Source organism: Streptosporangium oxazolinicum, from assembly GCF_039537505.1.
Taxonomy (GTDB): domain Bacteria; phylum Actinomycetota; class Actinomycetes; order Streptosporangiales; family Streptosporangiaceae; genus Streptosporangium; species Streptosporangium oxazolinicum.
This window is the reverse complement of the sequence record NZ_BAABAQ010000005.1, coordinates 99900-114120: the sequence shown is the minus strand read 5'-3', so window position 1 is coordinate 114120 and position 14221 is coordinate 99900. Positions and strand designations below refer to the sequence as shown.

The following is a 14221-nucleotide window of genomic DNA, read 5'->3' as shown; positions in this document are numbered from 1 at the left end:
GCATCCTTCCCGGGAGCGGCCGCCTCCGGGAGAGGCCATCCCCGGGAGCGGCCGTCGCGTCAGCGGGTCGCGGTCCGTCCCCGGAGACCGGCGCGTCAGCGAGTCGCACCTCGCTCCGGCCTCGCTCCGGGGGAGACCGGCGTGTCAGCGGGTCGCGGTCCGCTCGGAGGACGGTTCGGCGTCCGCCGTCGAGGACGTCGTGCCCAGCCGCATCCGCATCGCGTGCTCGACGAGGGCGATGAGCACCTTCTTCCCCGAATCCCGCTGCCTGGCGTCACACAGCACGATCGGGATGTCCTGGTGCAGGGTCAGCCCGAGCCTGACCTCGTCGAGCTCGTAGCGACGGGCCCCGTCGAAGCAGTTGACCGCGACGATGAAGGGCGTCTCGCGCCGCTCGAAGTAGTCGAGCGAGGGGAAGCAGTCGGCGAGCCTGCGGGTGTCGGCGAGGACCACCGCGCCCAGCGCGCCCAGGGCGAGCTCGTCCCAGAGGAACCAGAAGCGCTCCTGGCCGGGCGTGCCGAACAGGTAGAGGCGGTAGTCGTCGCCGATGGTGATGCGGCCGAAGTCCATCGCGACCGTGGTGGTCTGCTTGGTCTCCACGCCCGACAGGTCGTCGACACCGATACCCCGGTCGCTCAGGGTCTCCTCGGTGCGCAGCGGCTCTATCTCCGAGACCGCGCCGACCAGTGTGGTCTTGCCCGCGCCGAACCCGCCGGCGACGAGAATCTTGATCGCCTTGGGCAGCTTCATGCGCCCGGCGTCGCGGCTAGAGCGCACGGAGTCCATCGAGCACCGCCCTGTACAGCCTCTCGTCGTGCATGTCCGTCTCCGAATGCGGTTCTTGCATGGCGATGAATCCCTGGTCGAGCAGGTCGCTGAGCAGGACACGGACCGTGCCTGCCGGAAGGTTCGTATGGGCCGCGATCTCCGCGACCGACTGGGCCTGCTGGCAGAGCCTGACGATGGCCAGGCATTCCGGGTCCAGACCCGGTTCCCTCGACGAGACCTGCCGGATGGTCACCACCAGGGTGATGAGGTCGAACCTGCCGCGGCTCGGTTCGGTCCTGCCTCGCGTCAGGACGTACGGCCTGACGATCGGCCCCGCCTCGTCGCCGACCCACTGGGTCTCTGGCTGCTCGTCGAAGATGCTCATCGTGTGCCGTCGCCCCTGAAGGAGGAGTCGGCCGTCCTGGTGGGAGAGGTGAGGTACTGACCCACCCGGGTGACGAGCATGGCCATCTCGTACGCCACCAGGCCGACGTCGGCCTCGGCACTGCAGAACACCGCCAGGCAGGCTCCCTGCCCCGCCGCGGTGACGATCAGGTACGCCGTCCGCATCTCGATGATGGTCTGGCGCATCGGCCCGCCACCGACCCGGTCGCTGACTCCCCTGCCCAGACTCTGGATCGCCGATCCGACGGCGGCCAGGTGCTCGGCGTCGGCCGGGGAGAACCCCGCCGACGCGGCCAGCAGGAGGCCGTCGGTGGAGAACACGATCCCGTGCTGAGCTTCCTCCACCCGCGCGACCAGGTCGTCCAGCAACCAGGCCAGGTCCGTGAAAGATCCTGTTCCCTGCACCACTCGTTGTCCTCTCCTTCTGCCTGCCGACGTTCCGTCGCCGGTCCCTGGCGGCTCATCGGCACCTGCCCGGCACCCTCGACCTGAGATCATCCACTGGGGTCACACCGTGGTCCCGCCCTCGTCCGCGGGATCGCCGTCGCGATCGAGCAGGTAGGCGGCGTCGTCGCGGCCCCGGCGCGTACCCGCCTGGAAGGACGACATGGCCGCGCGGATCATCTCCGGCGAGCGCTCGTCGGCGTCGCCGTCGGCCGGGGTCGACGGGACCTCCGGCTCGTCCTCCTGCAAGGGGGCGGCGAGGTGGGTCTGGGGGACGCGCCTCGGGAGGCCGCCCGGCGTGTGACTGCTGTCGGGCGGGGGCAGCACGGGCGGCAGCGACGCCCCGCCGCCGGGAGCGCCCTGCGAGACGGGAGACCCGGGGTTCGTGAAGTCGGGCAGGCGGCCGGGCGTCCCGGTCTCGGGCATCTGCCTGAGCGCCGAGGGATCGGCGAAGCGGCCGGGGAACGTCGGGTCGGTGTAGTCCTCCGCGGGCGTGGAACCCGCCGAGTGCCGTCCGGAGGGCGCCTGGTCGGCGCGACCGCCGGTGAGGCCCGGGTCCGTGGAACGGCCGGGCGGCGGGGTGAGGAGACGCCCGGGGTCGGCGAAGCCGCCGGAGGAGGGTCCCGAGGGACGCGACCGGCCGTTGGCGGGCTGCTCGGGCTCCCATGCCTCGGGCCTGGCGCCGGGAACGTGCTCGCTGATGATCTCTCCCTCCGCCTCGGTGGCCCGGACGGGGCCCCCGGTGATACCCAGCGGGTCACCCACCCGGCCGCGGACCGCGGCGACCGCGGAGGTGGTGCCGTTCATCTCGGTGGTGCTCGCCGGGCGCGCCTGCTGCGGCACGCCGACGCCGACGGAGGTCCCCTGCTCCTCTTCGCTGATGAGTTCCTGCGGGATGAGGACGACGACGGCCGTGCCACCGTACGGGGAGGATTTGAAGGTCACCCGGATGTCGTGCCGTTCGGCCAGGCGGCTGACGACGTACAGGCCCAGGCGGGCGTTGCCGGAGAGCTTGAGCTCCGGGGGGTTGGCGATCCGCTCGTTGGCCTCCGCGATGTCCGCGGGGCTCATGCCCAGGCCGCGGTCCTCGATCTCCAGCGCGTAGCCGTGGGCCACGAGGTATCCGCCGACCTGCACCGTCGTGTAGGGCGGGGAGAAGGAGGCGGCGTTCTCGACGAGCTCGGCGATCAGGTGGATGACGTCGCTCACGGCCCTGCCGTCCAGCGAGACCTCTCCCAGGGGCATCACGTCGACCCGGGTGTAGTCCTCGATCTCGGCGAGGGAGCCGCGGACCACGTCGATCATCGGGACCGCGTCGCGCCAGGCGCGGCCCGGCGACGCGCCGGAGAGTACGAGGAGGTTCTCCGCGTAGCGTCGCATGCGGGTCGCCAGGTGGTCGAGCCGGAACAGGTCGCGCAGCTCCTGCGGGTCGTTCTCGCGCCGCTCCATGACGTCGAGCACGCTCAGCTGGCGGTGCACGAGCGACTGGGTACGACGGGCGAGGTTGCGCAGGATGTCGGCGATGTCGCGGCGCAGCTGGGCCTGCTCCACGGCGACCTTGATGGCGGTCCGCTGCACGGCGTTGAACGCCTGGCCGACCTGCCCGATCTGGTCGTCTCCGAACTTGAGGGGAGGAGCCTCCGCCGCGACGTCCACCACCTGGCCGTGGCCGATCCGCTCGACCACGGCGGGCAGCCGCTCGTTGGCGAGTTCCCAGGCGGCGGCGCGCAGCTTCTCCAGCTGCTGGACCAGGGCGCGGGCCGTGGTGATGGCCAGGACGACCGAGGCGATGACGGCCACGAGGCCCAGGCCGCCGGCCAGCGCGAGCCGCACGATGACGCCGACGGCGACCGGGCCCGACCGCTCGACCACTCCGCTGCCGGCCGTGAGCACGGCCTCGGTGAACCTGGTCTGCGCGGGCTGGGCGTCGGAGCTCCACCGCGTGGTGTCGACAACCCCGGCCGACACCACGTTCGGGTCCTCGATCAGCTGGTCCTCCATGACGCGCAGCCGGGTGAACTGCTCGCCGGCGACCAGCCGCCGGTGGGCCTCCTGGTCGGCGGCGGGCAGCTCGGCCACCGCCTGGTCGGTGAGGAAGCGCCGCGTGCCGACAATCTGCGTGAACCTGACCTGTTCCCCGTCGGCGAACCTTCCCGCCGTCAGGGCGCCCATCACCAGGGCGTCCTCCTGGGACAGCATGTCCCTGGCCCGGTTCATCGCGATGAGCGTGCGGGTGTCCTTGGCGAGTTCCTCGTCGTCCAGCGTCGCCAGCGAGTCGTAGACGCGGAAGATCGAGTCGACGATGTCGGTGAACGCCGTGGCCGCCCAGGACCGGTTGACCCGGCCGACGTCGATCGCCTTGCGCGCGGCGGGCAGGCTGTCCATCAACCGGCGGGTCTCGCCGATGCGGCGCTCCAGGGCGGGACTTCCCAGCAGCTCCACGCTGCCGCCACTGGTGAGTTGCCGGAAGTTCGCGTTGGCGGCGTCGGTGCGCTTCCGCTGGGTGGCCATCGCCTCGCGCCGCTGGCGTTCCCCGCCGATCGACCCCAGGGTGATCGCGGTCAGCCGCCGCTCGGCCTGCAGCTCGACGATGAGCCGCTCACTCGGGTCGGCCACCTCGGTGTTGAGGGTCGCCACGCCCAGCATGTTCAGACCGTCACGGACCGTTACCCATGCTGTGAACGCCCAGAGCGCGGCGAGCGACACCAGAAGTGCCGTGACCTTGGTCCGCAAGCTCGCGTTACGCAAGCGCATGGTATCCACCCCGGGAAGCAGAAAGAAAATAGACGGCATTTTTCGTGGCGGTTGACACATACTGGTCAAAGCAGGTCAAACGGTCACCACGTCGCTGGGATCAGCAGGACATCCCACATCACACCCGCCGAACCTTAGCAATGTCACTAAAAACCCTCAAGGCGGATAGAGTAGATGCGCCCTGGTGTCCTGTTTTGAATTCACGGTCAATTCTCAATACGAGTCATCCTCGGGAATGGCGAGCGCGCGCCGCGCCAGGTGGAGCGCGCCCAGCACGGCCGCCCTCACGATCGCCACCGGCAGGTACAGGTCCTTGTCGACCCAGAGCGACGGTGCCCGGCCGTCGCGGGCGGCCAGCAGGTGGCGGTATCCGCGCTCCACGGCCTCCCGCCACCGCCCGTCCCGCGCCGCGCCGGTCAGCAGCAGGGTCTGCAGCGCGTAGGCGGTCTCCTCGGCGGTGCTCTCCCAGCGGCCCCACGACCCGTCTTCGCGCTGGGTGCCGAGCACCCAGTCCACCGCGCCGCCCACCGCGCCCGCCGACTCCCCGCCGCCGAACTCGCGCAGCGCGATCGCGCAGCAGGCCGTGGCGTAGTACGGCGAGACGTGCCAGCGGTCCGTCCAGCTGCCGTCCACCTCCTGGCGGTCACGCAGCCACGCCGCCAGCTTCGCGACGACGGCCGCGTGGCGGGGCTCTCCCCCGCACCGGCGCAGGTACTCACCGAAGGCGTCGAGCACGTGCGCGTTGGTCGTCGGGGACATCCCCTCCTCCCCGCGCCAGGTGCAGAAGTGGGTCTCCAGCTCGAACGGCCACAGCCCCTCCGGCTCGCGCGGCTCGCCGAGCAGCGCCAGCGCGTACAGGGCGACGGAGGTGGTGTCGGCGTCGGCGGGCAGGCCGGGACCCGTGGCGACCCCGTCGGGGCCGAGGTCGTCCCGCAGGCTCGCGACCAGCTCCGGCGGCACGTCCACCGCGATTCCCGCGCGCCGCAGCCAGCTCAGCGTCCAGCCGCGCTCGAACACGGCGATGGGGAGGGCGCACGGCACCGGCCCGCCGGAGGTGGCCACGACGGCCTCCAGGTACCGCCGTACGGCCGCCTCGTCCCCGGCCCTCCGCGCGGCGCGGTCCCCGGCCCCGGGTGCGGGTGCGGAATCGGGCGGCGCGGCGAGCCAGGCGGCGCTCGCCCCGGGTGAGGCCCCGACGGCCGCCATCCCGCCGGGCATCGGGGTGGGGAGGATCCCGGAGGCGGCCGTCGCCTCCGGGCCCGCGACCTCAAGGGCGTGGACCAGTTTCTGCGGGATCGGCGCGCCCGACACCAGCCACGCCCTGACGGCCGCCAGCTTGGCACCGCCCATGCCCGGGGGCGGTTTCGGCCCCTCCCCGTCGAGGTGACCGTCGATCAGGGCGAGCAGGGACGCCACGATGAGCTCGATCGCGGGCGTGTCCGGCGGCCAGGTGGCCTGGAAGGACCAGTTCCCGATCGCCTTCAGCCCGCGGTCGGCGGCCTCGGCGAGGAGGGCGCGGCCGAAGGAGGTGCCGCGCCCGAGCTCGGCGAGGAGCGCCTCGACCGCGCTCAGGGTGGGGACGAGGGCGTGGTCGCCGGCCGCCCCCCAGCCACCGTCCGGCCGCTGGGTGGCGAGCAGGAACTCGACCCGCTCGGCGTGCCCGGTCAGCCACGGCGCCAGGCTCACCACCCGGCCGGTCTCGTACGGGGAGGCGGACACCCGGCCCCAGGGCTCGGCCAGCAGCCCGGCGACCAGTTCGCGCGCCTCGGCGGCCACGTCGGCCCCGGCGCCGATCTCCGCACGCCTCTCGGTACGGACGCCGACGCCGGTCTCCATGCCGGTCTCCATGTAGGTCTCCATGCCGGGTTCCGTGAGGGTGAACAGGCGGTCGACGCTCACAACGTCCCCCAGTAGTCACCGAACTGGTAGAAACCAGCACAGAAGTCCATCTGCCGTTCCATGTAGCCCGCCAGCTCCGGGTGGGCGGCCCGCAGCGGGGCGACCAGCTCCCGGCTGCGGGCCGCGAGCCCGGCGATCCGCCGCTCCACCTCCGCGCGGTCCACCCCGAGCAGCAGGACGTTGAGATCCCCCCAGGCGACGTCCCGCTCGTAGGTGCCCAGGTCGTTGAGGAGGCGGATGACCCGCTGCACGGCCCAGCCGGCCTCGCGCAGCGCGCCGACGTCCGCGACCGCGCCGGGGCCCGTCACGTGGATCCAGTGGGCGGCGAACACGTAGGAGAAACCGAGGTTGTCGGCGTTGCCGAGATACTCCTCGTAGGTCGGCGTGACCTTGTCGGTCTTCCAGCGCCACTCCGCGAGCATCCCGTCCAGCATGCGCTCCAGCTCGTCGCGCCAGACCGGCCCGAGCTCGGGGAACGCGGGCGAGGCCGCGAGCTCGTCGCGGATGTCGCCGAGCATGCGGGTGAGGTCGTCACCGGGGACCGGCGGGGCCCCACCGGCCACGTCCAGGCAGCGCCGGGCGATGTCCTCCACCTCGGGCAGCGAGGTGGCGACGTAGTCGACGAGCCAGTCCAGGCCGAACGCCCAGAGGGAGACCTTGTTCGCCATCCGCAACTGCTCGGCGCCGAACCAGGGGCCGCCGAACGCCATGGCCAGCGAGAGCGTGCTGTACAGGGCCGCGTCGAACGGCTTGGCGGAGAACAGGCCGGGATAGGTCTCCGCCCACTCGCGCATGTCCCGCTGGGACCGCCCGGCGCGGGCGCAGATCGCCCCGGCCTCCCTGGCGTCCGACCGGACACCGGGATCGGACCGGACGCCGGAATCAAGCGGGACATCCGGATCGGGCTGGACAGCGGAATCGGACCGGGCGTCCGAACCGGACCGGAGGCCGGGATCGGGCTGGAGCGTCATCGCAGGGCCTCGCTCCGGTCACGTCCGTTGAAGGACACCCCCAGCGCGACCTTCTTCCGGGGACGCAGCGAGGCGGCCCAGCCCGTGTCGAACGGTCCCGGGGTGCGCACCGACATCCGGAACCGGCTGAGGATGCTCGCGACCACGAGCGGCGCCTCGACGTAGAAGAGGGGCTCGCCCAGGCACCTGTGCGGGCCGCCACCGAAGGGGAAGTAGGAGTATCTGTGCCTGCGCCCCTCGTTCTCGGCCTTCCCGGGCGCGAACCGCTCCGGGTCGAACTCGTCCGGGCGCTCCCAGAACTCCCCCAGCCGCTGCGTGGCGTACGGGGTGACCAGCACCGAAGAACCGGCCTTGATCCGTACGCCGCCGATCTCCGCGTCCTCCACGACCCTGCGGGGGAGGAACCAGCCCGCCGGGTACAGGCGGAGGGTCTCCTGGAGGACCATGCGCGTGTAGACGAGGCGGGGGATGTCCTCGGGCACGGCCGGCCCGTCGCCGACCACCTCGTCGATCTCCGCCTGGAGCCTGGCCGCCACGTCCGGGTGCTGCTCGAGCAGCAGCCACAGCCAGGTGAGGACCATCGCGGTGGTCTCCGACGACGCGGCGTACACGCTGACGAGCGCGTCGCGGATCTGCTTCTCGGTGAGCTTCTCACCGTTCTCGTCGACGGACCGGCAGAGCACGGAGATGATGTCGAGGTTGTCGTCGGGTTCGGCCATCGCCTTTCTCACGATGGGGAACACCACGTCGTCGATCGACTGGACGGCCTTCAGAAAGGTCCGGTCGCCGGGTATCCGCATGAAATACGGCATGAACGGCATGAGAATTCGGTAGACCAGCGAATAGGACGCCTGTTCGAAAGCGGGGATAATGCGTTCCCCGTCCTCCCGGCTCAGCTTGTCCCCGAACAGCACCCGGTTGACGATGTAGCTGAGGATCCTGGACATCTCCGTGGCCGCGTCGAAGTCCCGCCCCGACCGCACGTACTCGTCCCACTCCTCGACGCGCCCGGCGACGCGCCTGGAGACCTCCTCGGCGATCGTGGCGACGTACCGCGCGGTGAAGAGGGGCTGCAGGACCTTCCTGCTGTTCTGCCAGTGTTCGCCGTCGCTCATGATGCTGTGCCCGAAGAGCCGCTCCAGGGGACGCCAGAACATCCCCAGGCGCTGGTGCTTCGTCCACTCGAGACGCATTACCTTCTGGACGTGGTCGGGATGGGTGATCAGGTAGGGCCGAAAAGGCCCCAGTTCCAGTCGGAGGACCTCTCCCCGCGCCTCCCGCGCGAACCCGGCGAGCGCGCCCGCCGGTTCGCGGAGAAGCTTCGGCAGGGCTCGGTGCAGCGGAATGGATCTCACCCGGCGGCCGGGACGGGCGTGCACGTCCATAGACATAGGCAAACGTCTCCCACTTCGTGTGACGTGAATTCGCGCAGCACGAGACAACCGCCCGCGCGGGTAAGCGCGGCGGTGTTCGAAACCGGGACATCCCACCTGCCCCGCTCCCACCCGGGGCATGGATCAGGACTGGTCAACCAACAGATCAGGACCGATCGGCCGACAATCCCTCTGGGACGCTCCGGGCCTCCTCGCCTGTCTCATTCTGTGTTTTACACGCTAAAGCGCATCACATCACAACATTAGTTAATCTTCGCACGAAGTATCACATGACCCGATAGAAGTGATCAAGCGCGTATAGAATATAAATCTTGCCACTTCCGGACACGAGTCTCGTTAACATCTGCTTAACATGAGCGCTTAAATGGCGGGTCAGCCGCTAATCGTGCGATGACCTGGAGTGACCCAGAGTGATGGAGGGCTCGCGCTCGGAGCCATCGGCCGCGCCCCGCGAGGGCCCTGGCCGCTCCCGGCCGCTCTTGGTCAAGGCCGAAAGGACCGTCAGCCGCCCTTGGCGAAGGCCGCGAGGATGCGGTCGGCGGCCAGCGACGGGGTGAGGGTGCCCTCCTGGACCTCGCGTTCGACCTCGGCGACGATCGCCGCGACCTCGGGGTGCTCGCGGAGCCGGGTGAGCAGCCTGTCGGTGATCAGGGCCCAGGTCCAGCGGACCTGCTGGCGGCGACGGCGCTCGGCGAGCTCCCCCGAGGCCTCCAGGGCGTCACGGTGCAGGACGACCTGCCGCCAGAGCTCGTCCAGCCCGTTGCCGGTCAGCCCGCTGCAGGTGAGCACCGGGGGCGTCCGCTCCGCGCCCAGCAGGCGGAGCGCTCCCGCGAGCTCCCTGGCGGCCCTGCGCGCGTCCAGCTCGTGGGAGCTGCCCTCGGAGCCGTCTGCCTTGTTGATCGCGATCACGTCGGCCAGCTCCAGCACCCCCTTCTTGATGCCCTGGAGCTGGTCGCCCGTCCTGGCCAGGGTGAGCAGCAGGAAGGTGTCGACCATGTCGGCCACGGCGGTCTCGGACTGCCCGACGCCGACGGTCTCCACGAGGACGACGTCGTATCCGGCCGCCTCCACCACGACCATCGCCTCACGGGTCGCCCTGGTGACCCCGCCCAGGGTGCCCGAGGTGGGCGAGGGGCGGATGAAGGCGGCCGGATCGACCGCCAGGCGGGACATCCGCGTCTTGTCGCCCAGGATGCTCCCGCCCGTACGCGTCGAGGACGGGTCGACGGCGAGCACCGCCACCCGGTGCCCCTCCCCGGTCAGCCGGGTGCCGAGCGCGTCGATGAACGTGGACTTGCCGACACCGGGCACGCCGGTGATGCCGACCCTGCGCGCCGCGCCGCCAAGCGGGGTCAGCTCGGCGAGCAGCCGCTGGGCCAGCTCCCTGTGGTCGGCCCTGGACGACTCCACCAGCGTGATCGCCCGCGCGATCCACGCCCTGGACCCCTCCTTCACCCCCTGGACGTAGTCGTCAAGCGTCCGCGTCATGGCCCGGCCGGGTGAGAGCGTCCGCGTCGTGGCCCAGCCGGGTGAGCAGGTCCGCCAGCAGCCCCCGGGCGGCGTCGGCGATCACGGTGCCGGGCGGGAAGATCGCGCTCGCGCCCGCCGCGCGCAGCGCGTCGAAGTCGCCCGGCGGGATGACCCCGCCGACCACGATCATGATGTCGTCGGCGCCCAGCGCGGCGAGCGCCTCCCGGAGGGCGGGCACGAGCGTGAGGTGCCCGGCGGCCAGCGAGTTCACGCCGATCACGTGTACGTCGGCCTCGACCGCCTGGCGGGCGACCTCGTCGGGCGTCTGGAACAGCGGGCCGACGTCCACGTCGAAGCCGAGGTCGGCGAAGGCCGTGGCGATCACCTTCTGGCCCCGGTCGTGGCCGTCCTGGCCCATCTTCGCCACCAGGATGCGGGGGCGGCGGCCCTCCAGGCGCTCGAACTCGGCGCAGGCCGCACGGACCGCGTCCACGCCGGATCCCACCTCCTCGCGATAGACCCCGGTGATCGTACGGATCTGTGCCGCGTGCCGCCCGAACACCCGCTCCAGCGCGTCGGAGATCTCCCCGACCGTCGCCATCGCGCGGGCCGCCTCGATCGAGAGCGCGAGGAGGTTTTCGTCGCCCGCGGCGCCCTTGGTCAGGGCCTCCAGCGCCTGGGTCACCCGCTCGGGGTCGCGTTCCTCGCGCAGGCGGCGCAGCTTGTCGAGCTGCTGGGCGCGTACGGAGGTGTTGTCGACCTTGAGCACGTCGATGGGCTCGTCGGCGTCCGGCCGGTACTTGTTGACGCCGATGACCGGCTGGCGCCCGGAGTCGATGCGCGCCTGGGTGCGGGCGGCGGCCTCCTCGATGCGCAGCTTCGGCAGCCCCTGGTCGATCGCCCTGGCCATGCCCCCGGCGGCCTCGACCTCCTCGATGTGGCCCCAGGCCCTGGTGGCCAGCTCGTGGGTGAGCCGCTCGACGTAGTAGGAGCCGCCCCAGGGGTCGATCACCCGGCAGGTGCCCGACTCCTGCTGGAGCAGCAGCTGGGTGTTGCGGGCGATCCGCGCGGAGAAGTCGCTGGGCAGGGCGAGGGCCTCGTCGAGGGCGTTGGTGTGCAGCGACTGGGTGTGGCCCTGGGTCGCGGCCATCGCCTCGACGCAGGTGCGGACGACGTTGTTGTAGACGTCCTGGGCGGTGAGCGACCAGCCGGAGGTCTGCGAGTGGGTTCGCAGCGAGAGCGACTTGGGGTTCTTGGCCCCGAACCCGGCCACCAGCCGCGCCCAGAGCAGCCGCGCCGCCCGCAGCTTGGCGACCTCCATGAAGAAGTTCATGCCGATGCACCAGAAGAACGACAGGCGCGGCGCGAACCTGTCGACGTCCAGGCCCGTCTCGACGCCCGCCCGCAGGTACTCCACCCCGTCGGCGAGGGTGTAGGCGAGCTCCAGGTCGCACGTGGCCCCGGCCTCCTGGATGTGGTACCCGGAGATCGAGATCGAGTTGAACTTCGGCATCCTCTCGCTGGTGTACGCGAAGATGTCGGAGATGATCCGCATCGAGGGACCCGGCGGGTAGATGTAGGTGTTGCGGACCATGAACTCCTTGAGGATGTCGTTCTGGATGGTCCCGGCGAGCTGCTCGGGGGCCACCCCCTGCTCCTCGGCGGCCACGACGTAGAGCGCGAGCACCGGGAGCACCGCGCCGTTCATGGTCATCGACACGCTCATCCTGTCGAGGGGGATCCCGTCGAACAGCTGCCGCATGTCGTAGATGGAGTCGATGGCCACGCCCGCCATGCCGACGTCCCCGGCCACGCGCGGGTGGTCGGAGTCGTAGCCCCGGTGGGTGGCCAGGTCGAAGGCGACCGAGAGGCCCTTCTGCCCGGCGGCCAGGTTGCGCCGGTAGAAGGCGTTGGACTCGGCCGCGGTGGAGAACCCGGCGTACTGGCGGATGGTCCAGGGCTGGTTGACGTACATGGTCGGGTACGGCCCGCGCAGGTAGGGGGCCGCGCCGGGGTAGGTCTCCAGGAAGTCGAGCCCGGCCAGGTCGGCGGCGGTGTAGAGCGGCTTGACGCCGATCCCCTCGGGCGTCTCCCACACCAGGTCCGCGGGATCGCTCCCGGTGGCCTCCCGTACGGATCGCGCCCAGCCCTCCAGGCCGGGGCCGGGAGCGGCCGGTCGCGCGCCGAGCTCGATGTCGGAGAAGTCGGGAATCATCGAGCCACCCCCAGGTCCTCGAAGGTCGTCCGGAGCACGGCGAGCGCGTCACACCCCGCGTGGAGGTTGGCGTCCACGCCCTCGAAGTCTCCCTTCCCCGCCAGCCACACCTTTATCGCCCCCGCGCCCCTCAGCGCGGCGGCCACCGCCTCGGCGTGCCCGGCGTACAGCCGGTCGCTGGAGCACAGGCAGGCGATCCTCGCCCCGCTGGCGGCGAACGCGGCGGCGATCTCGCCGGGATCCGTGACGGCGCCGCCGGTCACGGTGGCGATGCCGCCCGCCTGGAACAGGTTGGCCGCGAACGACGCCCTGGCGGTGTGCGAGGCCACCGGGCCGATGGTCGCCAGGAAGACCCTGGGCCGACTCTCCTGGGCGTCGGCCAGGTCGCGCAGCGCCTCGAACCCCTGCGCGTAGTGCACCCCGGCGCTCTCCTCGGTGCTCCTGCCGGGCCTGGCCCGCCTGCCGATCGGCCTCTCGGCCAGGTCGGGGAACTCGCTGACGCCGGTGATCGGGTCGCGGCGCGTGGCGATCCCGTCCGAGTGCCGCTCCCAGGTGGCGGCGAGCCGTCCCGCGACGAATCCGGAGGCGAGGGCCTCGGCCATGCCCCCTGCGCGCTCGATCTCCTGGAACCACTCCCAGGCCCGCACCGCCAGGTCCTCGGTGAGCCGCTCCACGTAGAAGGAGCCTCCGGCCGGGTCGATCACCCGGGCCACACCGGCCTCCTCCACCAGCAGCGACTGGGTGTTGCGCGCGATGCGGCGGGCGAAGGCGTCCGGCAGGCCGAGGCGGGCGTCGAAGGGCTGCACGGTCACCGCGTCGGCCCCGCCGGTCCCGGCCGCGAAACAGGCGAGCGTGGTACGGAGCATGTTCACCCACGGGTCGCGGGCGGTCATCATGGCCGAGCTGGTCACCGCGTGCTGCCGCTGCGCCGCGCCGGGAACCCCGGAGACACCGCACACCTCGGCGACGCGCGCCCAGAGCCTGCGGGCGGCCCTGAGCTTGGCGACGGTGAGGAACTGGTCGGCGGTGGCGGCGTACCGGAACTCCAGCTGCCCGAACGCCTGTTCCATCGTGAGGCCCGCGCCGGTCAGGGCCCGCAGCGCGGCGACCCCGGCGGCGATGGAGCAGCCGAGCTCCTCCGCGTCCCCGCCGCCCGCGTCGTGGTACGGCGTGGCGTCCACGACGGCCGCCCTGAGCCCAGGGTGGTCCCTGACGCAGCGGCGGGCCAGCTCGATCGCGGTCCGCGCGTCGGCGAGGACGTCGGCGCCCAGGTTCCCGGTGAGCCCCCCGGAGGTCCCCTGTGTTCCAGGTGTTCCCTGCGTTCCCTGTGTTCCAGGCGTTTCGTGCGTTTCGTGCGTTTCGGGTCCGCCGGACGCCGTGGATCCCCGTTCCCCGGCCAGTGTGAGGAGCACCTCGGCCGCCTCGCGGGTCCGCTTGCCCGCGTCGAGCGTGACCGAGATCAGGTTCAGGTGGACCCGCTCCAGGGCGCGGGGCAGGTCCTCGGGGTCGAGGGCGAGCCACAGCGAGTTCACGCCGTTCTCCAGGTCCGCGAGGATTGCCTCGGGATCGGGCACCTCGTGGCGTTGCCGCACCTCCCAGCCACCTTCGGGACGGGAGCCGCGGACGTAGGGTACGGCTCCGGGAAGGCCGGGGTCGCCGGGCAGGTCGGACGCGTCGTAGATCGGCGCGATCGTCACACCGTCGTAGGTGGTGGAGGCGAGCGCCTCCTCCGGGGAGCCGGTCTCCACCCCGGACTTGCGCAGCACCCCGAGCGCCAGCTCCCGCCACCGGTCACGGGTGACCGGTGGGAACTCGGCGGCCGATCGAGACTCCTCAGGCGGCACGGTCATGCACCGGATCCTAAGCTCCGCCCCGCCGATAACTCCCCCCGGGTCGCGGGC

At 71.6% G+C, this 14221-nt stretch carries 10 protein-coding genes; all 10 read right to left on the bottom strand.

All coding sequences use genetic code 11. The features are described 5' to 3' along the window. Positions 1–144: 144 nt before the first annotated feature. Positions 145–786, bottom strand: coding sequence for a GTP-binding protein (locus ABD817_RS15965; protein WP_344918694.1), 642 nt, complete (start codon positions 784–786; stop codon positions 145–147). After that, positions 767–1153, bottom strand: a complete 387-nt coding sequence (locus tag ABD817_RS15960) for a DUF742 domain-containing protein (protein WP_344918693.1) — start codon at positions 1151–1153, stop codon at positions 767–769. Before ABD817_RS15960 ends, ABD817_RS15965 begins: the two co-directional genes overlap by 20 nt. After that, a complete protein-coding gene (locus tag ABD817_RS15955) occupies positions 1150–1581 on the bottom strand; it encodes a roadblock/LC7 domain-containing protein (RefSeq protein WP_344918692.1) in 432 nt (143 codons plus the stop codon). The genes ABD817_RS15960 and ABD817_RS15955 overlap by 4 nt, the downstream gene beginning before the upstream one ends. Before the next feature lie 99 nt (positions 1582–1680). Further along, the gene (locus ABD817_RS15950) at positions 1681–4371 is read right to left on the bottom strand and encodes a sensor histidine kinase (protein ID WP_344918691.1); all 2691 of its coding nucleotides are present in this window, start codon (positions 4369–4371) and stop codon (positions 1681–1683) included. Between the two features lie 213 nt (positions 4372–4584). Further along, positions 4585–6270: a prenyltransferase/squalene oxidase repeat-containing protein gene (locus ABD817_RS15945; RefSeq protein WP_344918690.1), complete on the bottom strand. Its 1686-nt coding sequence runs from the start codon at positions 6268–6270 to the stop codon at positions 4585–4587. Then, positions 6267–7241 (bottom strand): terpene synthase family protein, encoded by a 975-nt coding sequence (locus ABD817_RS15940; RefSeq protein ID WP_344918689.1) that lies wholly within the window; start codon positions 7239–7241, stop codon positions 6267–6269. The genes ABD817_RS15945 and ABD817_RS15940 overlap by 4 nt, the downstream gene beginning before the upstream one ends. Then, positions 7238–8632 (bottom strand): cytochrome P450, encoded by a 1395-nt coding sequence (locus ABD817_RS15935; RefSeq protein ID WP_344918688.1) that lies wholly within the window; start codon positions 8630–8632, stop codon positions 7238–7240. The genes ABD817_RS15940 and ABD817_RS15935 overlap by 4 nt, the downstream gene beginning before the upstream one ends. Positions 8633–9136: 504 nt before the next feature. After that, complete coding sequence (gene meaB / locus ABD817_RS15930) at positions 9137–10123, bottom strand: methylmalonyl Co-A mutase-associated GTPase MeaB (RefSeq protein WP_344918687.1); 987 nt, start codon at positions 10121–10123, stop codon at positions 9137–9139. After that, the gene (gene scpA, locus ABD817_RS15925) at positions 10107–12320 is read right to left on the bottom strand and encodes a methylmalonyl-CoA mutase (protein ID WP_344918686.1); all 2214 of its coding nucleotides are present in this window, start codon (positions 12318–12320) and stop codon (positions 10107–10109) included. Before scpA ends, meaB begins: the two co-directional genes overlap by 17 nt. Continuing rightward, on the bottom strand, positions 12317–14170 hold the full coding sequence (locus ABD817_RS15920; protein WP_344918685.1) for a methylmalonyl-CoA mutase family protein: 1854 nt from the start codon (positions 14168–14170) through the stop codon (positions 12317–12319). Before ABD817_RS15920 ends, scpA begins: the two co-directional genes overlap by 4 nt. Positions 14171–14221 lie beyond the last annotated feature (51 nt).